This window comes from Sporichthya brevicatena, from assembly GCF_039525035.1.
Taxonomy (GTDB): Bacteria; Actinomycetota; Actinomycetes; order Sporichthyales; family Sporichthyaceae; genus Sporichthya; species Sporichthya brevicatena.
The window spans coordinates 18,470-38,696 of the sequence record NZ_BAAAHE010000037.1; the positions used below are offsets into that span (position 1 = coordinate 18,470).

At 71.2% G+C, this 20,227-nt stretch carries 20 protein-coding genes, 1 pseudogene and 1 riboswitch; of the genes and pseudogenes, 10 read left to right on the forward strand and 11 right to left on the reverse strand.

Annotated features, from left to right (window positions below; genetic code table 11):
* A partial coding sequence (locus tag ABD401_RS18735; RefSeq protein WP_344607536.1) for a cysteine desulfurase family protein occupies positions 1-714 on the reverse strand: 714 nt, incomplete at its 3' end.
* A 168-nt stretch (positions 715-882) separates the two neighbouring features.
* On the opposite strand from ABD401_RS18735, the pseudogene ctaC reads away from it, so the two are divergent.
* The 4 genes and pseudogenes from ctaC to ABD401_RS18755 form a co-directional block, all read left to right on the forward strand.
* Positions 883-1,713, forward strand: a pseudogene (ctaC, locus tag ABD401_RS18740) (aa3-type cytochrome oxidase subunit II); the annotation flags it as partial.
* Between the two features lie 272 nt (positions 1,714-1,985).
* Complete coding sequence (gene ctaD, locus ABD401_RS18745) at positions 1,986-3,734, forward strand: aa3-type cytochrome oxidase subunit I (protein ID WP_425566201.1); 1,749 nt, start codon at positions 1,986-1,988, stop codon at positions 3,732-3,734.
* A gap of 6 nt (positions 3,735-3,740) precedes the next feature.
* A complete protein-coding gene (locus ABD401_RS18750; RefSeq protein WP_344607542.1) occupies positions 3,741-4,136 on the forward strand; it encodes a cytochrome c oxidase subunit 4 in 396 nt (131 codons plus the stop codon).
* 282 nt (positions 4,137-4,418) lie between these two features.
* A complete protein-coding gene (locus ABD401_RS18755) occupies positions 4,419-4,814 on the forward strand; it encodes a hypothetical protein (protein ID WP_344607544.1) in 396 nt (131 codons plus the stop codon).
* Positions 4,815-4,913: 99 nt separating this feature from the next.
* Here the strand turns inward: ABD401_RS18755 and qcrB are convergent, their stop codons facing one another.
* From qcrB to ctaE, 4 genes are read right to left on the reverse strand one after another with little or no spacing between them, the layout of a single operon-like run.
* Positions 4,914-6,572, reverse strand: a complete 1,659-nt coding sequence (gene qcrB, locus ABD401_RS18760) for a cytochrome bc1 complex cytochrome b subunit (RefSeq protein ID WP_344607546.1) — start codon at positions 6,570-6,572, stop codon at positions 4,914-4,916.
* Positions 6,572-7,600 carry a cytochrome bc1 complex Rieske iron-sulfur subunit gene (gene qcrA / locus ABD401_RS18765; RefSeq protein WP_344607548.1) on the reverse strand — a complete coding sequence of 343 codons (1,029 nt, stop codon included), beginning with the start codon at positions 7,598-7,600 and terminating at the stop codon, positions 6,572-6,574. Before qcrA ends, qcrB begins: the two co-directional genes overlap by 1 nt.
* A complete protein-coding gene (gene qcrC, locus ABD401_RS18770) occupies positions 7,597-8,391 on the reverse strand; it encodes a cytochrome bc1 complex diheme cytochrome c subunit (protein ID WP_344607550.1) in 795 nt (264 codons plus the stop codon). Before qcrC ends, qcrA begins: the two co-directional genes overlap by 4 nt.
* A 9-nt stretch (positions 8,392-8,400) precedes the next feature.
* Complete coding sequence (gene ctaE / locus ABD401_RS18775; RefSeq protein ID WP_028985070.1) at positions 8,401-9,018, reverse strand: aa3-type cytochrome oxidase subunit III; 618 nt, start codon at positions 9,016-9,018, stop codon at positions 8,401-8,403.
* A 242-nt stretch (positions 9,019-9,260) separates the two neighbouring features.
* On the opposite strand from ctaE, the gene ABD401_RS18780 reads away from it, so the two are divergent.
* Positions 9,261-9,650 (forward strand): response regulator transcription factor, encoded by a 390-nt coding sequence (locus ABD401_RS18780; RefSeq protein ID WP_033387294.1) that lies wholly within the window; start codon positions 9,261-9,263, stop codon positions 9,648-9,650.
* A 5-nt stretch (positions 9,651-9,655) separates the two neighbouring features.
* Positions 9,656-10,696 carry an anthranilate phosphoribosyltransferase gene (gene trpD, locus ABD401_RS18785; RefSeq protein WP_344607552.1) on the forward strand — a complete coding sequence of 347 codons (1,041 nt, stop codon included), beginning with the start codon at positions 9,656-9,658 and terminating at the stop codon, positions 10,694-10,696.
* Positions 10,697-10,713: 17 nt separating this feature from the next.
* Here the strand turns inward: trpD and ABD401_RS18790 are convergent, their stop codons facing one another.
* The 6 genes from ABD401_RS18790 to ABD401_RS18815 all read right to left on the reverse strand — a co-directional run bounded on the left by ABD401_RS18790 (position 10,714) and on the right by ABD401_RS18815 (position 15,660).
* Positions 10,714-11,472 (reverse strand): hypothetical protein, encoded by a 759-nt coding sequence (locus ABD401_RS18790; RefSeq protein ID WP_344607554.1) that lies wholly within the window; start codon positions 11,470-11,472, stop codon positions 10,714-10,716.
* The gene (locus ABD401_RS18795) at positions 11,469-12,353 is read right to left on the reverse strand and encodes a M15 family metallopeptidase (protein WP_344607556.1); all 885 of its coding nucleotides are present in this window, start codon (positions 12,351-12,353) and stop codon (positions 11,469-11,471) included. Before ABD401_RS18795 ends, ABD401_RS18790 begins: the two co-directional genes overlap by 4 nt.
* 141 nt (positions 12,354-12,494) lie before the next feature.
* Positions 12,495-12,773 carry an Lrp/AsnC family transcriptional regulator gene (locus ABD401_RS18800; RefSeq protein WP_344607558.1) on the reverse strand — a complete coding sequence of 93 codons (279 nt, stop codon included), beginning with the start codon at positions 12,771-12,773 and terminating at the stop codon, positions 12,495-12,497.
* Positions 12,774-12,806: 33 nt separating this feature from the next.
* Positions 12,807-13,592 (reverse strand): rhomboid family intramembrane serine protease, encoded by a 786-nt coding sequence (locus ABD401_RS18805; RefSeq protein WP_344607560.1) that lies wholly within the window; start codon positions 13,590-13,592, stop codon positions 12,807-12,809.
* A 26-nt stretch (positions 13,593-13,618) separates the two neighbouring features.
* A complete protein-coding gene (locus tag ABD401_RS18810) occupies positions 13,619-13,789 on the reverse strand; it encodes a hypothetical protein (protein WP_344607562.1) in 171 nt (56 codons plus the stop codon).
* Positions 13,790-13,842: 53 nt separating this feature from the next.
* Entirely contained in the window at positions 13,843-15,660 is a 1,818-nt protein-coding gene (locus ABD401_RS18815; protein ID WP_344607564.1) for a DEDD exonuclease domain-containing protein, read from the reverse strand.
* A gap of 155 nt (positions 15,661-15,815) precedes the next feature.
* On the opposite strand from ABD401_RS18815, the gene ABD401_RS18820 reads away from it, so the two are divergent.
* The 4 genes from ABD401_RS18820 (at position 15,816) to ABD401_RS18835 (ending at position 20,227) form a co-directional block, all read left to right on the forward strand.
* Complete coding sequence (locus ABD401_RS18820; RefSeq protein WP_344607566.1) at positions 15,816-16,004, forward strand: hypothetical protein; 189 nt, start codon at positions 15,816-15,818, stop codon at positions 16,002-16,004.
* A 254-nt stretch (positions 16,005-16,258) separates the two neighbouring features.
* Positions 16,259-16,443, forward strand: a riboswitch (cyclic di-AMP (ydaO/yuaA leader).
* A gap of 8 nt (positions 16,444-16,451) precedes the next feature.
* Positions 16,452-17,456: a C40 family peptidase gene (locus tag ABD401_RS18825; RefSeq protein WP_344607568.1), complete on the forward strand. Its 1,005-nt coding sequence runs from the start codon at positions 16,452-16,454 to the stop codon at positions 17,454-17,456.
* A gap of 66 nt (positions 17,457-17,522) precedes the next feature.
* On the forward strand, positions 17,523-18,905 hold the full coding sequence (locus ABD401_RS18830; RefSeq protein WP_344607570.1) for a hypothetical protein: 1,383 nt from the start codon (positions 17,523-17,525) through the stop codon (positions 18,903-18,905).
* A gap of 2 nt (positions 18,906-18,907) precedes the next feature.
* Positions 18,908-20,227 (forward strand): M48 family metallopeptidase, encoded by a 1,320-nt coding sequence (locus tag ABD401_RS18835; protein ID WP_344607572.1) that lies wholly within the window; start codon positions 18,908-18,910, stop codon positions 20,225-20,227.

Sequence of the window (20,227 nt, forward strand, 5' to 3'; positions counted from 1 at the left end):
GCCGGGCAGTGGCGAACGCCACCGGGCCGCGCGGCGGATCGCGAGGACTCCCACCCCGGCGGGGCCGCCCCACTTGTGGGCGCTGCCGACGAGCACCGACCAGCCCGCCGGTGCCGGCTCGCGGCCCAGGCTCTGCGCCGCGTCGACGAGCAGCGGCACCCCGGCCGCGGCGGTCGCGTCGGCGATCGCCCCGACCGGCTGGCGCGTCCCGACCTCGTGGTTGGCGCTCTGCAGGCAGGCCAGCGCCGTGTCCGGGCGCAGCGCCGCGGCGAAGGCCTCGGCGTCGACGCGACCGGCCCGGTCCACGCCGACCAGGTCCACCGAGCCGCCGGCCGTCTCGTGGGCCGTCGCGGCGTGCAGGACGGCCGAGTGCTCGACGGCCGAGGTGACGAGGTGGCGGCCGACCCGGGCCCGGCCCTTCAGACAGCCCGCGATGCCGAGCTGGAGCGCCTGCGTCCCCGACGCCGGGAAGGCGACCTCGGCCGGGGCCGCGCCGATCACCTCGGCGACGATCTCGCGGGCGGCGTCCAGACGCATCCGCGCCCGCCGGCCGTCCCGGTACAGACGGGCCGGATCGGCCCAGCCGTCGTCCAGGGCGGCGAGGAGTGTGGCGCGCGCCACGGGGTGCAGCGGCTCGGTGGAGGCGGCGTCGAAGTACGTCCCGAGCGGAACGGGAGCCGGGTTCGGATCGGTGCCGGTGCTGACGCTGCCCACGTGCCCAAACCTAGGCGGTGCGTGCTCCCGCGGGACCCGCCGCGCCACGGCCCCGTGGACGGCCCCTGGGCGCAGCCGCGTTCGGCCCGCAGAGTAGGCTGCGGCCGCAGTTCCACCCCTGATCATCCGCGGGTTCAGACCCCGCGGTCACCACCCTGGAAGGCCCCCTTGCGCCCGATCGGTTCCCCGCCAGAACGCTCGCCGCGGACCCGCCGCTGGGCGGTGCTGGGCGTGCTGGCTCTCGTCCTGCTGACCTGCACCGGGTGCAACACGGAGGACCTCCCCAACCTCGCGTACCCGGACCCCGCCACCGAGGAAGGCCCCCGGATGCTCCTGCTGTGGCAGGGCTCCTGGCTGGCGGCCATCCTCACCGGCGCCGTCGTCTGGGGTCTGATCCTGTGGGCGTGCATCTTCCACCGGAAGAAGCACGCGAACGACATCCCGATCCAGACGCGGTACAACCTGCCGATCGAGGCGCTCTACACGATCCTGCCGTTCGTCATGGTCGTCGTGCTCTTCTACTTCACCGAGCGCGACCAGTCGATCATCCTCGACGAGGACCGGCAGGAGGACCTGACGGTCAACGTGGTCGGCCGCCAGTGGAGCTGGTCGTTCAACTACGTCGACGAGAACGTCTACGAGGCGGGCACCCCCGGCAAGGAGCCGGAGCTGGTGCTCCCGATCAACAAGCTGGTGCGCTTCGAGGTCACCGCCGCGGACGTCATCCACTCGTTCTGGGTCCCGAACTTCCTGTTCAAGATCGACGCGATGCCGGGCCGGGTGAACAGCTTCGAGGCGACGCCGAACAAGCTGGGCACCTTCTCCGGCAAGTGCGCCGAGCTCTGCGGCCGCGACCACGCCCGGATGTTCTTCACCGTCCGCGTCGTGACTGAGGCGGAGTACGCCGCCCACATCGCCGAACTGCGTAAGAACGGCCAGGAGGGCCAGCTCCCGCGCGGCATCCTCGACACCAAGGAGGACCGCGAGCGCGCGTACAACCTCAAGGGTTCGTACGCGACGGAGTCGGACCACAGCACGCCGGCAACGCAGCCGGCTACGAACACCGAGCCCGCGCAGGGCGAGGGCCAGGCGAACGGCGACGAGGGCGAGGAGAACACCGACTCCGAGCCTGCGAACGACGCGCCTGCCACCTCCTCGCCGGCCTCCGGTGAAGCCGCCGGAAACAACGCGGAAGGCACCTCGTGACCACCTACGAGCAGGCCCAGCGGGTCAGCACGCACGCGCGCACCAAGAAGAAGGCGCTCGGCGCGATCATCATCGACTGGGCGACGACGACCGACCACAAGAAGATCGGCGTCCTCTACGTCCTGACGTCGTTCACGTTCTTCATCCTCGGCGGCATCATGGCCCTGGTCATGCGGGCCGAGCTCGCGCGCCCGGGCAACCAGGTCGTCTCCAACGAGCACTTCAACCAGCTGTTCACCATGCACGGCACGGTGATGCTGCTGATGTTCGCGACGCCGCTGTTCGTCGGCTTCGCGAACCTGATCATGCCGCTGCAGATCGGCTCGCCGGACGTCGCTTTCCCGCGACTGAACATGTTCAGCTACTGGCTGTTCTCCATCGGCAGCACGATCGCGATGCTCGGCTTCATCACGCCGGGCGGTGCCGCTGACTTCGGGTGGTTCGCCTACACCCCGCTGTCGGACAACGTCCACTCGCCGAGCGTCGGCGCCGACCTCTGGATCATGGGCCTGGCCCTGTCCGGCTTCGGCACCATCCTCGGTGCCGTCAACTTCATCACCACGATCATCTGCATGCGCGCACCCGGCATGACGATGTTCCGGATGCCGATCTTCACCTGGAACATCCTGGTGACGAGCGTGCTCGTGCTGATCGCCTTCCCGGTGCTCGCGGCGGCCCTGCTGGTGCTGGAGTCCGATCGACAGTTCGGGACGCACGTCTTCGAGTCGGCCAACGGCGGTGCGCTGCTCTGGCAGCACCTGTTCTGGTTCTTCGGGCACCCCGAGGTCTACATCATCGCCCTGCCGTTCTTCGGCATCATCACCGAGATCCTCCCGGTCTTCAGCCGCAAGCCGATCTTCGGTTACAAGGGCCTCGTCTTCGCGACGCTGGCGATCGCCGCCCTGTCCGTGACCGTGTGGGCGCACCACATGTACGTCACCGGCGGTGTGTTGCTGCCGTTCTTCGCCTTCATGACGTTCCTCATCGCCGTACCGACCGGTGTGAAGTTCTTCAACTGGGTCGGAACGATGTGGCGAGGAGCGATCTCGTTCGACTCGCCGATGCTCTGGGCCGTGGGCTTCCTCGTCACGTTCCTCTTCGGCGGTCTGACCGGCGTCATCCTCGCGGTGCCGCCGCTGGACTTCCAGCTGTCGGACTCGTACTTCGTCGTCGCCCACTTCCACTACGTGGTCTTCGGCACCGTCGTGTTCGCGATGTTCGCCGGCTTCTACTACTGGTGGCCGAAGATGACCGGCCGCATGCTCGACGAGCGGCTGGCGAAGGTCCACTTCTGGACGCTGTTCGTCGGCTTCCACACCACGTTCCTCGTCCAGCACTGGCTGGGCGCCGAGGGCATGGCGCGTCGGTACGTCGACTACAAGGCCAGCGAGGGCTTCACGACGCTGAACATGGTCTCCAGCGTCGGCGCCTTCCTGCTCGGTATGTCGACCCTGCCGTTCATCCTCAACGTGATCCTCACGCACCGGAAGCCGAAGCCGGTCCTGCCGGACGACCCGTGGGGCTACGGCCGCTCGCTCGAGTGGGCGACGTCCTGCCCGCCGCCGCGGCACAACTTCTCCTCGATGCCGCGCATCCGCTCGGAAAGCCCGGCGTTCGACCTGCACCACCCGGAGTTCGCCTCCGCGCACGACGCCCCGACCCGCGGCAAGACCGTGCTCGACGAGATCTACGGCGAGCCCGACCTCGAGGGTCACGACCGGGAGAAGGGCCGCACGTCCACCGCGGTCCTCGAACGCGAGGACGACACCCACGACCAGCCCGGCCACGGTGGCGCCGGGTACGGACAGGAGTAGACGGCTGTGAAGGTTGAGGGCAACCTCTTCGCGGGCATCGGGATCTTCCTGATCCCGGTCACCCCGATCTACTGGTACTACTCGGAGGACTGGACGGGCACGACTGCCCTCACCCTGACCATCGGGCTGTGCGCGCTGATCGGCTTCTACCTGCTGTTCACCGCCAAGCGGATCGACCTCCGCCCGGAGGACGACCCCACCGCGCTGATCGAGGACGGTGCCGGCGAGCTCGGCTTCTTCAGTCCCCACAGCTGGTGGCCGCTGATCCTCGCCGGCGCCGGCGGCGTCGCGACCCTCGGGATCGTCTTCGGCATGTGGCTGTTCGCCCTCGCCGTCCCGATCTTCGCCTACGCGGTCTGGGGCATGGTCTTCGAGTACTACCGCGGCGAGCACGCCCACTAGGCGCCCTCCCGCTCGGCCTCCCGGCCCCGGCCCCCCTCCTGGGGGACCGGGGCCGTCGCCTTTCCCCGCCCCGCTTCACCAGCCGCCCCGCTCCCGCCCCGCCCGCTTCACCAGCCGCCCCGCGCGCCTTCACCAGCTGAGGCCCTGCTTCACCCGCCGGGCGGCCTGGTGAAGAGGGGGCTCGCCTGGTGAAGCTGGAGTCCGGCGCCCCGGGGGCGGGGTGACGTGGAACTCGGAGCGGGGGACGGGAACTCCGGACGGGCGTGGCGGCGTCGAACGGGTGTGAGGACTGAGGAGAACACCGCCGCCATCCCGGCCCAGACGCCGCCCGTCCCCGGCTTCGCGCTGACCTACGTCACCGCCGTGGAGGCCGCGGCCGCGTCGGCGGGGGAGCCCGCACCCGTCCCGACGGCCCCGGGAGCGCCCGCGGAGCCCACACTCGCGCCGGAGGCACCGATGGCCGCTCAGGAAGCTCAGGACGCCCCGGTGGCGGCCGCCGGGGCCCCGATCGCCCCGTGGACGCCCGTAGCGGCCGGGGAGACGGTGGGAACGCCGACGCGGGGGAGTGCGGCACAGCACCTGCGGTGGGCCGCGATCGGGATCGGCACCCAGATCGTCCTCGCCCTCCTGGTCGGGATCGTCGCGCTCCCGTTCCTCGAAGGGCTGCACTCCGAGTAGTCGACCCGGCCGCGCCTGTGCGTCGCGCGTCGCCCACCCCGGAGCCAGAACGCAGAACGGCCGGCCAACCGTGAGGTTGACCGGCCGTCCTGGTTCTGCCTAGTGGTGGCCGCCGTCGTGGTCGTCGCCGTGACCGTGGCCCGCGGTGAGCTCCGCGTACTCCTCGGCCGAGGGCTTCGGCAGGTCGTCGGCGTACCAGAACTTCGAGAGCCGGGCCTGGAGCTTGGCGGCCTTGTGGCCGGGGGCGGGGATGCCCTCGGCGTCCGTGGCCGGACCCGGGTCGAGCGGCGCGTAGTTGTTGCGCGCCATCAGCGTGAAGCGCTCCTCGGCGGAGATCGGGGCGTGAACCTCGATGAACTCGCCGTTGGGCAGACGCTTGATGATGCCCGTCTCGCGGCCGTGGAGGACCTTGTTCAGGTCCGCCCGCTGGAGCCCGATGCAGGCCCGCTTCGTGATCATGAAGACCAGCGGCGGGACCACGAACAGGGCGACCTGCGTGAACCGGGTGACGTTGTTGATCGAGATCCCGAACGTGAACCCGATGATGTCGTTGCCACCGTTGATGAACAGCAGCAGGTAGAACGCGATCGACATCGCACCGAGGGCCGTGCGGACCGGAACGTCGCGGGGACGGTCGAGCAGGTGGTGCTCCCGCTTGTCGCCGGTGACCCAGGCCTCGATGAACGGGTACAGCGCCATGATCGTGAACATCACGCCGGGCAGGATCAGGCCGGGCACGAGGATGTTCCAGCTGATCGTGTGACCGAACAGGTTCGTCTCCCAGTTCGGCATCGCACGGAGCGAGCCTTCGAGGAAGCCGATGTAGAAGTCCGGTTGTGAACCCGCGGAGATCTGATCAGGGAAGTACGGCCCGTACAACCACACCGGGTTGATCTGGGCGATACCGCCGAGCAGGGCGCAGATGCCGAACACGACGAAGAAGAAGCCACCGGCCTTCGCCATGTAGACCGGCATCAGCGGGAAGCCGACGACGTTCTCGTTGGTGCGGCCCGGGCCGGGGAACTGCGTGTGCTTCTGCACGACGACCAGCATCAGGTGGATCGTGATGAGCGCGAGCATGATGCCCGGGAGCAGCAGCACGTGGACCACGAACAGACGCGGGACGATCGCCTCGCCGGGGAACTCCCCGCCGAAGAGGAAGAACTGCACGTACGTGCCCACCACCGGGACTGACAGCATCACGCCCTCGGCGATGCGCAGACCGGTGCCGGAGAGCAGGTCGTCCGGGATGGTGTAGCCGGCGAAGCCCTCGATCAGCGCCAGCGTCAGCAGGCCGTTACCGATGAGCCAGTTCAGCTCACGCGGCTTGCGGAACGCGCCGGTGAAGAAGATGCGGAACAGGTGCAGGAAGATCGCCGCGACGAAGATCAGCGCCGCCCAGTGGTGGATCTGCCGCATGAGCAGACCACCGCGGACGTCGAAGCTGATGTCCAGCGTCGAGGCGTACGCCTCCGACATGTGGACGCCGCGCAGAGGCTCGTAGGAGCCCTCGTACTCGACCTCCTGCATGCTCGGCCGGAAGAACAGCGTCAGGTAGACGCCGGTGGCGAGCAGGATGATGAAGCTGTACAGCGCGATCTCGCCGAGCATGAAGGACCAGTGCTCAGGAAAGACCTTGCGCAGGTTCTTCTTCGCGGCCGCGTTGGTGCCGAGCCGCTCGTCGAGGTACGTCGCCACACCGGCGCCGGCCTTGGCGGCCGGGGTCAGCGGAGCGGGCGGGGGAGTAGGCGTGGTCATCAGGCGTCGCCCCGCTCCCAGAAGCTCGGGCCGACGGGCTCTTCGAAGCCGCCCTTGGCCACCAGGTAACCCTCGTCGTCGACCGTGATCGCGAGGTTGGGCAGGTTACGCGCCGACGGCCCGAAGACGACGCGGCCGAAGTCGGCCAGGTCGAACGTGGACTGGTGGCACGGGCACAGCATGTGGTGGGTGTTCTTCTCGTAGAGACCCAGCGGGCAACCCGCGTGCGGGCAGATCTTCGAGTAGGCGAGGATCCCGCGGTAACCGCGGTCGGCGAGCTCCTTGGACCGGATCTCGCTGGGGTTGAGCTTGACCAGCAGGATCGAGGCCTTCGCGAGCTCGTCGTGACCCTCGAGGTCGTTCGGCTTCGCCGAGATCATCGAACCCAGCGCGAAGTCCGACGGCTTGAGCCGGCGCTCGTCGTTGGCGTGGACGATCTGACGGTGGTTCGGGTCGTCCCACAGCGTGCCGCGGAGCTTCTTGTGCGGCAGCGGGCCGAGGTCGCGCAGCGCGATCACCGGAGCGATCGGGAACAGCGCCATGGCGCCGAGCATCGACGTCCAGATCAGCTTCCGGCGCGGGATGGCCGAGTCCTCGACGCCCGCACGGAACTTCTCCAGTACCTCGGCGGTGTCCTCGGGGGAGGACTTCATCGGGTGCCGGTAGTCGACGATCTCCTCGGCGTTCATCAGCTTGCGCGCCCAGTGGATCGCGGCGAAGCCGATGCACAGGAGGGAGCCGCCCAGGGTCACGCCCAGCGCGAAGTTCAGCGTGTTGACGGTCCCGAGACCGACCACGTACATCGACTCTTCCTTGTCGATGGCGACAAAGCAGACGATGAACGCGATCGTGAGGATGGTGCTCAGCCCGAAGAGGGCAGCCACCTGACGCTCGGCGCGGTTGGCCGCGCGGGCGTCGATGTCGGTGCGCCGCGGCGTGTGGTGCGGCAGGCCCGGGTCGGCGAACGGATCGCCCTCGACCTGCGCGACGCCGGTGCCGTGGCCCCCGTCGTTGGATCCGTAACTCATGACGGCCTCGCCCCCAGCCACACGGCGGCGCCGATGAGGGCGCCGATGACAGCCGTCCACACCAGCAGGCCCTCGGCCACGGGTCCGATACGCCCGGCGGCGAAGCCGCCCGGGTCGGGCTGCTCGTGGATGGACTTGATGTAGGTAATGACGTCCTTCTTCTGATCCGGCGTCAGGATGCCGTCGCTGAACGTCGGCATCGCGCCCTTGCCGGCCCCGGTGACCATCGCTTCGTAGATGTGCTTGGGGTCGACCTCGGTCAGGTTCGGCGCGTACTTGCCCTGGGTCAGGGCACCGCCCTTACCGATGAAGTTGTGGCACGACGCGCAGTTCGTGCGGAAGATCTCGCCGCCCTCCTGCAGGTCGCCGTCGGTGGCGTACTGCTCGGGGGCCGGCACCGGGGCGCCGCCGGGCGCGATCGAAGCGACGTACGCGACGATCGCGGCCGTCTCCTTCTCGGTGAAGAACTGCTTCTTGCGCGGGCCCTGGTTCTCGCGCGACTGCAGCGGCATGCGACCGGTGCCGACCTGGAAGTCGACCGAGGCCGCGCCGACGCCGGCGATCGGCGGGCCGTCCGAGGTGCCCTCGGCGTTCAGGCCGTGGCAGCTCGAGCAGCTGGTGATGTAGAGGCCCTTGCCCTCCTGGATCTGCAGCGAGGAGGCGTCGTCCGCCGCCTCGGCAGTCCCGGAGGGGGCGAAGGTGGCGTAGAGGCCACCCACCACTCCCAGGGCGAGCAACAGAACGACGACCGCAGCCAGCGGGTGGCGTCGTCGTGCGGAAAGCCGTTTCACGCCATTCCCTTACTTGAGCAGGTAGATCATGCCGAACAGGCCGATCCAGACGACGTCGACGAAGTGCCAGTAGTACGAGACGACGATCGCGCTGGTGGCCTGCTCATGGGTGAACCGACTCGCCACGAACGTCCGTCCGAGGACGAACAGGAACGCGAAAAGTCCGAGCGTCACGTGCAGGCCGTGGAAACCGGTGGTCAGGTAGAACATCGAGCCGTACGCGTGGGCCGACATCGTCATGCCCTCGTTGGTCAGCTCGGTGTACTCCGTGGCCTGGCCGGCGACGAAGAAGGCCCCCATCAGGAACGTGATGATGAACCAGAAACGCAGCTTCTCCACGTCGCCGCGCTCAGCGGCGAAGACGCCGAGCTGACACGTGACGGACGACAGCACGAGGACCGTGGTGGTGGTCGCGGCGAACGGCAGGTTCAGATGCACGCTCTCCGGCGGCCAGTTCTCGTCGCCGGTGACCGAGCGGATCGTGAAGTACATCGCGAACAGGGCCGCGAAGAACATCAGCTCCGACGACAACCACACGATCGTGCCGACACTGACCATGTTCGGTCGGTTGACAGCACCGTGCGCAGGGGGGCTCTCGACAGCTTGGGCGGTGACCACGGGCGTCATTATGTCGGGCCTCGTTCGGCCCCTGATGACCGGCCCTGCCGGTGTGGCGTCGGCGCTCCACGGACCGCCGAAACACGCTGGAAAAAGGCCTCTCCGGGGCCTCTGACGCGGCGTCGATACCATCGTCCGCACCGGCGTACCGCCCGGTCGCACCGCCCCGCCCGGCCTGACCCGCCTGCCTGACCCATTCAGGAGAGACCGCAGTGAGCGAGCACGGTTCCGCGCAGACCCCCGAGGTCACCATGCGGGTCCTGGTCTACAGCGACGACGTCAACGTGCGGAACGACGTCCGGCTGGCCCTCGGCCGCCGCCCGGCCCCGGAGCTGCCGCGGGTCGAGGTGTTCGAGTGCGCCACCGAGCCCGCCGTGCTCAGCGCCATGGACGCGGGCGGCATCGACGTCGCGATCCTGGACGGCGAGGCCGTCCCGGCCGGCGGGATGGGCATCTGCCGCCAGCTCAAGGACGAGATCTACCGCTGCCCGCCGATCCTGGTGCTGATCGGACGGGTGCAGGACGGCTGGCTGGCCACCTGGTCGCGCGCGGACGCCGTGGTGCCGCACCCGATCGACCCGATCGCGCTGGCGGACGCCACCGCCTCGCTGCTGCGCCGCCGACTCGCCGCCCCGGCCTGAGCGCCGTGAACCGCTGGCCCGAGCTGCTCGGCGCCCTGGTGCGGCGCGAGGACCTCGACGCCGACACCACCGCCTGGGCGATGGACCAGATCATGGGCGGCGAGGCCAGCCCGGTGCACATCTCCGCCTTCGTCGTCGCGCTGCGCTCCAAGGGCGAGACGGTCTCGGAGGTGGAAGGCCTGGTCCGGGCCATGTTCTCCCGGGCCCGCCTGATCGAGGTGCCCGGTCCCACGCTCGACATCGTCGGCAGCGGGGGTGACCAGGCCCACACCGTGAACATCTCCACGATGGCCTCGATCGTGGCCGCCGCGACCGGCGTCCGCGTGGTCAAGCACGGTAACCGGGCCGCGTCCTCCGCCTGTGGGACCGCGGACGTGCTCGAAGAGCTCGGCGTGGCGCTCGACCTGGACCCGGCCGACGTCGCCGCGGTCGCGGTCGAGGCGGGAATCACGTTCTGCTTCGCGCCGGTCTACCACCCGGCCCTGCGGCACGCGATCCCGGTGCGCCGCGAGCTCGCGATCCCGACGATCTTCAACTTCCTCGGCCCGCTGGCGAACCCGGCCCGGCCCACGGCGCAGGCCGTCGGGGTCGCCGACCGCCGGATCGCCCCGATCGCCGCCGGCGTGCTCGCCCGGCGCGGCGTGTCGGCCCTGGTGTTCCGGGGGGACGACGGGCTGGACGAGCTCACCACCGCCACGACCTCCAGCTACTGGGAGGTCCGGGACGGCACGGTGACCGAGGGTGTGCTCGACCCCGTCGAGCTGGGCGTGCCGCGCTCCGAGCCCGGCGCGCTGCGGGGCGGGGACCGCGTCCACAACGCCGGCGTGGTCCGCGACCTGCTGGCCGGCCGGACCGGGGCCGTCCGCGACGCGGTGCTGCTCAACGCCGGTGCGGCGCTCGCCGTGTGTGACCCGGCCGACACCGCCCCGCTGCCGGACCGCATCCGCGCGGGAATCGCCCGCGCCGCGGCCGTCGTCGACGACGGCACCGCCGCCAAGACCCTCGACGGCTGGATCGCCGCCACCACGGGGCGCCGCCCCGCCTGAGCCGCCCCGGGGCCCGCTCAGGTCGCGCGGATCGCCCGGATCAGGTCCGGACCGATGGCCGCCGCCTTGGCGGCCGGGACGCCGGAGAGGTACACGAGCCCGACGCGCTTGCCGTCGCGCACCGCCACGACGAGGTAGCGGTTCGGGTCGGCCTCGAACCCGGTCTCCTGGCGCAGGCCGGAGACCCGCTCGGGCGCGCGGTCGACCGACCGGTACCCGAGCACGATCGGGCCGTCCGGGTCGGCCGCACCGGCGGGGCAGGCCCGCATCTGCCGTTCGAACCGGTCCAGGAAGGTGCGTGGGCCGGCGGAGTCGGCGAACTCCAGCACCAGCGCGACTCCGGGCTGACCGGCCGGGCCGGCGTAGGTCCGCTCCAGGGCGTACCGAGGCCGGGGGAGCGTGATGGCGACCGCCCGGTCCGGGCAGCCGATGGGCGCCAGCCCGTCCATCAACTCGTCGACGTCGCGCTGCTGCGTCGACGGCCCGTCGCCGGCGGTGTCCCCGCGGCCGTCGCTGTGACCGTCCCCGTGACCGTCGCCGGGGTCCGCGCGTTCGGTCCACCCGTCGCCGAGCACGGCCGGGTCCGGCAGCTGCCGCTCGCTGAGCGGGCCCGCGGTCGCGGGGACCGTGGGCTCGGCCGCCGGCGCCTCGGGCGGGAGGGCCGCGCCCTCGGACGCGTCGTCGCCGCAGGCGCTCAGGGCGAGCAGCAGGGCCGTCGCCGGGGCGACCACCCGGGCGACCGCCCGGCTGTTCCTTCGCCCGCGCCGGCCGCTCATCGGCCGTTGCTCGAGAAGTGCTGGTAGTCCGGGTGGGCCCAGCGGGCGCCCCAGAGCCAGCCGCGGCGGGCGAACTCGCGGGGGATCGGGCCGCTGCGCGTCAGCATGCCCTTCCGCACGTTCGAGCGGTTCAGGTACGTGGCGGCGCCCGACGGGTACACGCGGCTGCCGGTCACGTACGGGTTCTGGCGGGTGTTCACGTCAACGGCATTCCCGTAGGAGTGCTGCGACAACCGGCTCGGGTTGCCGACCACGTGGCGGCAGTTGAACGCCGAAGTGTTGTTCGCCGCCATCGAGCGGGTGTCCGAGCCACGGAACTTGTCGACCTTCGACATCCGCTTGATGGGGAACTTCGCCTGGTACGCCCGCCGGAACACCGCGGCGACGTCGGTGACCGCGGAGCGGTGGACGACGATGTTGCCGCGGTGCCACTTGCCGTCGTAGCCGTAGAACGTCAGCTGCAGGCGCCGCAGGTTCGACGGCCCGACCGGGCAGCCGGACCGGTAGGTGTACCGGACGTCCGCGCGCTTGACCCGCAGCACCTTGAGGTTGAACGGCTGCTTCTTCTTGGTCTTCTTCGCGACCTCGACGAGCTCCGCGGCCGCGGGGACCGCCGGCGCGGCTCCCGGCACCGAGGCCGGGTCGAAGGTCGGCGCCTCGACCGTGGGCTCCGGCGTGGGTTCCGGGCTCGCCTCGGGGCTCGGCTCCGGGCTCGCGTCCGGCGTCGGTTCCGGGCTCGCCTCGGGCGACGGCTCCGGGGTCGTCGCGGGGGCGTCGGCCGTCGGGGCCGGGTCCGCTTCGTCGGCGTACGCCCCTCCGGCGGGTACGAGCAGCGTCATCGCAGACGCGACGACGAGCGTCGACAACCAGCGCCGAGACATGTGGACCCCCCAAGGTCACCGAACGGAACCTTCCACCCGGTTCGAGGGTATGAAGGCTTTTCGCGTCGGTCCGGCGTTCGCGGGACCTGGGGGTTTATGTCCGGGTTCGGGGTGTCGATCCGGCGGGTGGCCCGGAGTGGATCACTCCATGCCGAGCGAGAACGCCGCCTCGAGATCGTGCCGGGAGTAGGTGCGGAAGGCGATGTGCGTCTCGGTGGACAGCACGCCCGGGGTCTTGTTCAGCCGCCCGGGGATCACCTCGGCGAGGTCGTCGTGGCGCTGGACGCGCACCATCGCGACCAGGTCGTACTCGCCGGTGACGGAGTACACCTCGCTGACGCCGTCGAGCTGCGCGATGTGCTCGCCGACCTCGGGGATACGGGCCATGTCCGCCTTGATGAGCACGATCGCGGTGATCACTTCGAGCATCCTCCCGGGTCGGTCGCAGCGAGCCTAGTGGCGACGTTTCGCCCGGCGTCGCTCCGGTGCGTCGCGGCGCTCGCCGATGAACAGGACGGTCAGGACGAAGCCGACCGCGAACCCGACGACGTGCGCCACGTACGCGACCGAGCCCTCGCCGAGGCCGCCGCCCTGCGCGTAGACCGCCTGCAGGCCGAACCAGGTCCCGAGCACCAGCCAGGCGGGCATGGGCAGCGGGAGAAAGAAGAGGAACGGCACGAGCGCGACGACGCGGGCACGGGGATACAGCCACAGATAGGCCCCGAGGACGCCGGCGACGGCCCCGGACGCCCCGACCAGCGGCGTGGTCGAGTTCGGGTCGGTGAACGCGAAGGCGTACGTCGCGGTGTAGCCGCACAGCAGGTAGAAGGCCGCGAACCGCAGGCGACCGAACCGGTCCTCGACGTTGTTCCCGAAGATGAAGAGGAACAGCATGTTGCCGAGCAGGTGCAGCAGACCGCCGTGCAGAAACATCGAGCTCAGCGCCGACAACGGCGGGGACTTGTCGAAGTCCGGCGCGGGGCAGCGGACGACCCGGTCACCGGTGACGAGGTCGACGGGCTCCGGCGGGAGCTGGGTGTTCTCGGTCAGCTCCTTGGGGATCGCCGCCCACTGCTGGATGAACGCGTCGGTGCGGCACTCGTCCGCGACGTTCGCCGGCAGGCCCTGGTCCCCGAACGCGGGCCCGAAGAAGTAGACGGCGACGTTGATGATCAGGATCGCGTAGGTCACGACGGGGAACCGACGGGTCGGGTTCTTGTCGTGGATCGGGATCACCACACGGCGATCATTGCGCAGAGCCGCAACTACTCGCTGAGCAGGACCGCACTCCCGATCGTCACCGCGTCGCCGATCTGCGACGGAAGGTCGGGCCGGGGCGGGGCCGAATGGCCGTTCGCGACCGCCGTCACGCCCATCGCGGCACCGAGGAACAACGCAGCGGCCGCAAGTCGGCGCCGCCGGGTCCGCTGGGTCATGTCGGCAGTATCGGTGCGCGTCGGCCGGCGCATGACGGCGCAGAGGTCACGGTTCAGCGACGGCGCGTGACGTTGGTCCCACGCGGGCGGTCGTCCTCCGCGGTGGTCGCGCGGCGGCCGGCGTCCGCGGCCGCGAGCCAGGCCTGCCAGCGGCCGGCGCCGTGGAGCGGCGAACTCCACTCCCCGTCGAGGCGGATCAGGCGGGTCCCGGCCTGCTCCAGCCAGCGCAGGATGGTCTCGGTCTCCTCGGCCGTGGCGGCCGGGAGCGGCCCGGTGCCGGGCAGCACGGTCGCGGCGGTGGCGATCATGGCCTCCACCTCGGCGAGGACGGCCCGGGCGTGCGGCGCGACGCCCGCCGCGGCGAGTCGGCCGTACCGAACGACGGCGATCTCCCAGCCGCCCTCGCGCCCGGGGCGGGCCGCGACCAGTTCGGGGCAGCGTGTCAGCCCCCGGATCCGCTGCATGCGCGCGGCGGTGCGGGTGAAGGCGGCGAGGCGGTCCCGGTGCCGGGCGGCGTCCTCGTAGCGGCCGGCGGCGGACAGCGCGTCGATCCGCGCGCGGAGCCGCTCGACGATCTCCCGGGCGTCGCTCTCCATCGCGAGCCGGACGCCGAGAGCATGCGCCGCGTACTCGGCCGGGGACTCCCGGCCCTCGCAGGGAGCGTTGCACCGGTCCATCTCGGCGAGCGCGCAGGCGGGCACGGTGCGGCGCACCGAGAGGGGCTGGCGGCACTGCCGGATCCGGAACGCCTCGTGGGCGGCGGTCATCGCCGCCTCGGCGGCCGCGGCGCTGCCGAACGGACCGAGGTACCCGCCGGCGTCGGCGCGGACCTGCCGCACCACCGACAGCCGCGGGAAGGTCTCGTCGGTGAGCTTGAGCCAGACCATCCGCTCGGGGAAGCGCGAGCGGCGGTTGTAGCGCGGCTTGTGCTCGGCGATCAGGCGCAGTTCGCGGACCGACGCCTCGAGTTTGTGCGCGCACACGATCGGGACGACCCGCTCGGCGAGGCCGACCATCTCGGCCATCCGGGTGCGGAGCTCCGAGGCGGTGAAGTAGGTGCGGACGCGGTCGCGGATGTTGCCCGAGGTCCCGACGTAGAGCACCTCGCCGCGCGCGTCCTCGAACCGGTAGACCCCGGGCGCCGCGGGCAGGCCCTGGGCGAGGTAGCGCTTGCGCCGCTGCTCGGGCCGGACCTTCGCGGAGAAGCTGAGCAGCTCCTCCAGCGTGGTGACGCCCATCGCGCCGAGCCGCTCGAGGAGCCCGTGGAGGACGTCGACCGTGGCGCGGGCGTCGGCGAGCGCCCGGTGGTTCGGGGTCGTGGGGGAGCCGAACAGCCGGGCCAGGGAGGCGAGCTTGCAGTTCGGCGTCTCCTCGCGCGTCACCACGCCGCGGGCGAGCTTGACGGTGTCGACGACCGAGAACGTCGGCCAGGCCTGGCCGGTGGCGGCGCACGCCGCCTTGAGGAAACCGACGTCGAACGGGGCGTTGTGCGCGACGATCACCGAGCCGGACGCGAACTCCAGGAACGCCGGCAGCGCGGCGGAGATCCGCGGGGCGGAGCACACCATCGCGTCGGTGATGCCGGTCATCACCTGGATGAACGCCGGGATCGGGTTGCCGGGGTTCACCAGCGTCTGGAACTCGCCGATCCGGCGGCCGCCCTGGACCTTCACCGCCCCGATCTCGGTGATGCCGTCGGCGGGCGTCCCGCCCGTGGTCTCGAGGTCGACGACGACGAAGGTGACGTCCCGCAGGGGAGTGCCGAGCTCGTCGAACGTCCCCTGGGTCGGGACGGCGCGCTGGACCGGCGGGACCGGCGGGACCGGCCGCGGCAGCCCCGGCAGGGTGCCGAGCTCGGGTGCCAACGTCATGGTCCGGACGGTAGGGGCGTGCACCGACAGCGCCGCCGAGGCTCGCCGCCCGGGCTCCGACCCTGGGGCGTGTGTGACTGGTGTGGCGAACGGGACTGTCGGTGGGCGGGCCTAGCGTCGCCGGCGACAACCGATTTCCGCCTCGGAGGCTCGACATGATCATCGACTGCGACTCGTGCGTGATGCGCGACCTGGCGTGCGGCGACTGCGTGGTCTCGGTGCTGCTCGGTCCGCCCGGCGCGCTCGGCCCCGGGTTCGACTCGGAGGAGCGCGCCGCGCTCGACGTCCTCGCCGACTCCGGCCTCGTGCCGCCGCTGCGGCTGGTGCCCCGGCGCAGCGCCTGAACCCACATGGCGCAACGCCACGCCCGGGCGAAATGCGATCTAGTTCACATGTACGGCGTGTGACGGGCCGTGAGGACACCTGCACACGGAGCGGGCGCACCCGGGATGACCTGGGCAATTCCGACATCCCGCCTCTGCCAAGACAAGGTCAAGGGGCGGGGAAAACGACGCGGTGTCGGTCGACCGGCCTCGAGGGCCTCGTTATGTTTTCTTCATCTGGTGAGTGCTCCGACACCGCCCCGCCGGGGTGGGGGCGCCCACCACCGCCGAATCCGGAACCGGGTCGTCCCCCCACCAGGGACGGTGCGGAACCGGAACCGGGGACCCACCTCCACCTGGGGTGAGTCGGTGCAAACCCGCAGGTCGCGGGGCTGCGCCGTAGGGCAGCTTCTGGGCCCGAACCCGTCAGCTAACCCGGTAGGCGGTCCGAAGAAGGAGCCCGTCCGCGTGCCCCACCTCCGTTCCGCTCAACCCGTTCGTGGCCTCGTCGCCGTCTGCGCCGCCTTCGCTCTCGTCGCCAGCATGCAGGGCTCGGTGAGTGCCGCGCCCCGCCTGGACGTCAACGAGGCCCGCCGGCAGGTCGAGACGCTCTACCACAAGGCTGAGCAGGCCACGGAGCGTTACAACGAGGCTCGGATGGCCCTGCGCGACGCAGAGCGGAAGTTCGCCCGCGCGCAGAAGGAGGCCTCGGCCAAGCAGGCGACCGTCGCCGAGCTGCAGCGCACCGTCGGCGCCTTCGCCGCGAACGCCTACCGCAACGGCGGTATGGACCAGACCCTTCAGCTCGTCTTCTCGGACGACCCGGAGGCCTTCATCGCCCGGGCTGCGAGCCTGGACGCCCTGTCCTCCCGCGAGGCCGGTGCCCTCCGCAAGGTCGTCGAGGCGCGCCGCGAGCTCCAGGCCAACCAGACCGCCGCCGCCCAGCAGCTCGCGGTCGTCGAGGCCCAGCGCAAGGCCCTGGCCGCCGAGAAGGCCGAGGTCGAGAAGAACCTCCGCGCCGCCCGCGAGGTGCTCAACCGCCTCGAGGCCAAGGAGCGTGCCCGGTTCGACCGCGCCTCCCGCGACGGCAACGAGCGCGACCTGCTCAAGAACCTCCCGCTGCCGAACCCGCGCGCCGCGAAGGCGATCGAGTTCGCGCTGGCGCAGATCGGCGACCGGTACGTGTGGGGCGCCTCGGGTCCGGACGGCTGGGACTGCTCCGGCCTGACGATGGTGGCCTGGAGCAAGGCCGGCGTCTCGCTGCCGCACTCGTCGCGGATGCAGTACGCGACCGGGAACAAGATCCCGCGTTCGGAGCTCCAGCCCGGCGACCTCGTGTACTTCTACAGCCCGATCAGCCACGTCGGCATCTACCTCGGCAACGGCCGCATGGTCCACGCGCCGAACCCGGGTCGCCGGGTCGAGATCTCCCCGATCTCGCAGATGCCGTACGCAGGGGCGACGCGCCCGTAGTTCGGCACGTCTCGATTCCCTCTCGACGCCTGACCTGCGCGGGGCCGTCCCCGTACGATGCCCGCAATGTCGTCGACCCCGCCGTCCCCGTGGCCGCCGCCGCCTGAGCAGCTCCGGCCGCTGCGGCGCCGCGGGAGTCTCGCGGCGGGGGTCGTGGTCTCGGTCGTCGCCGCCGCCGTCGCGATCGGGTTGGCGGTCACCGATCGAGGCCCCTTCGCCGACGCGTTCGGCGACGAACGCCACGCTTCGCCGGTCGTCGAGCAGGGCGGGGTCGCCCGCGCCGGGGACGGCTCGGAGGACACGGTCGCCGAGCTCCTGCAGCGCCGGGCCAAGGCCCTGATCGCCAAGAACCGGTCGGACTTCCTCGCGACCGTCGACCCGCAGGACGCCGAGCTGCGCCGCGCCCAGGCGACCTGGTTCGACAACCTGGCCGAGGTGCCGGTCACGAGCTGGCGCTACCAGCTCGCACCCCGGGAGGACGCCCGCCTGCCGGCCGCGGCTGCGGCGAAGGCCGCGACCGCCGGCCCGGACAGCTTCGGCCGGTTCGTCGGGATCGCCCTGCGCATCGACGGCTACGACAACGCCGACGCCGTCCACGACGAGGTCATGACCTTCACGCCGCGGGAGGGCCGCTGGTACGTCAGTGGCCGCTGGGTGGCCCCGGGCCGCGGCAACCAGCAGCTCTGGGACGTCGGGCGTGTCAACGCGTTCCGCAGCGACCACGCGCTCGTCCTCGGGCTGCCCGACGACGACGTCCTCGCGCCGATCGCGGAGGAGGTCGACGCCGCCGTCCCGCGCGTCGACGAGGTGTGGGGCAAGCGCTGGCCGCGCAAGGTGTTGGTGCTCGTCACCCGCACCGAGCAGGAGATGGCCGACCTGCTCGGGGGCAAGGCGTCCAACTACACCCAGCTGGCCGCGATCACCCGCGGCGAGCTCGGGGTCGCGGAGGAGACCGCGGCCGCGGAGCGCGTCGTCATCAACCCGCGGGCGTACGCGGACCTGTCGGAGGTCGGCAAGCGGGTCATCATGATCCACGAGATCACCCACGTCGCCGTCCGCTCCGCGACGCAGGAGTGGACCCCGATGTGGCTGGCGGAGGGCTTCGCCGACTACATCGGTTACCGCACCAGCGGCCTGTCCGTGCAGTTCATCGCGCAGGAACTCGTCGACGACCTGCGCAACGGCCTGAAGCCGAAGGCGCTGCCGACGGACGCCGACTTCGACACCACGAACCCGAAGTTGCCCCAGGCGTACGAGATGGCCTGGCTGGCCTGCCGGATGATCGCCGAGCAGCACGGGCAGGACAGCCTGCTTGAGCTCGTCCGCACCGCGGGCGCTCCGGGGGGCAGCGCCGCCTCGGTGGAGGAGGCGTTCTCCAGCGTGCTCGGCACGACGCTCGCCCAGTTCACCGCGGACTGGCGCGAGTACCTGGAAGAGACGCTGACCTGACGGTGAGTCAGAAGTCAGACCCGCGCCGCCCGGCGCTGATCGCGTTCGCCGTCCTGTTCGTCGTGCTGATCGCGGTGATCGTCACCACGACGCCGTGGGAGACGCTCCCGGAACCGCCCGGGGGCCGGGTGCCGGTGGACGCGACGCGCGACTACGCCCCGGCGGACATCGCGCTCGAGGACCGGTACCACCGCTGGCTCTGGCCGGCCGTGCTCGCCGGGTCGTTCGTGACGCTGCTCGTCACGGCCCTGCTCGGCTTCACCCCGATCGGGGCGCGGATCGTGCGCGCCGTCGCGCGGCCGCTCGGTGGTGGCACGGTCGCGAAGCTCGTCCTCGGGAGCCTCGCGGCCGTCGCGATCCCGTTCCTCGCCGCGCTGCCGCTGTCGATCTGGCGCGAGAACATCCAGCGCGACTACGGGCTGATCGTGCGCGGGTGGGGCGACTACGCGCTCGACCTGACCAAGTCGTACGGCCTGCTCGCGGCGATGACGCTGATCGGCCTGAGCGTGCTCTACGTGCTGATGCGCCGTTTCCCGCGACGCTGGTGGGCCCCCGGGGCCGTCGGCGGTGCGGTCCTGGTCGTCGCGTCCTCGTTCGTCTACCCCTTGGTCGTCGAGCCGGCCTTCCACGACTTCTCGTCGCTCCCGGAGGGCGAGCTACGGTCCTCGCTGCTCGCGATGGCGGCGCAGGACGGGGTCGAGGTCGACGACGTCCTCGTCGCCGACGAGTCGAAGCGCTCGACGCGACTCAACGCCTACGTCTCCGGCATCGGCTCCAGTCGGCGCGTGGTGCTCTACGACACGACGGTGGACAAGCTTCCCCCGGCCGAGATCCGGCAGATCGTCGCGCACGAGTTCGGGCACGTGAAGGACAACGACGTCCTCGACGGGACGCTGGTCGGCGCCCTCGGGGCCGCCACCGGCGTCTGCGTGCTGTACCTCGCGATCACCTCACCGCGGCTGCGCCGGCGGGCCGGGGTGGACGACCCCGCGGACCCGGCGTCGCTGGCGCTGGTGCTCGCCGTCGTCGCGGTCGTCGTGGCGGTGTCGACGCCGGTGGGTCTCGCCGTCAGCCGCAAGGTCGAGGCCCGCGCCGACGTGCACGCGCTGGACCTGACGCGCGACCCGGCGACGCTGATCGCGATGCAGCGTCGGCTCTCGGCGGCGAACCTCGGCGACGTCGACCCCCCGTGGATCGTGACGTTCCTGCGCTCCACCCACCCGGTCGGGCCGACGCGCATCGCCAACGCCCGGACCTGGGCCCGGCTGCACGGCGTCCCCGAACCGCCGGACCAGGCCGACGTCCCGATTCCGCGGCGCTGA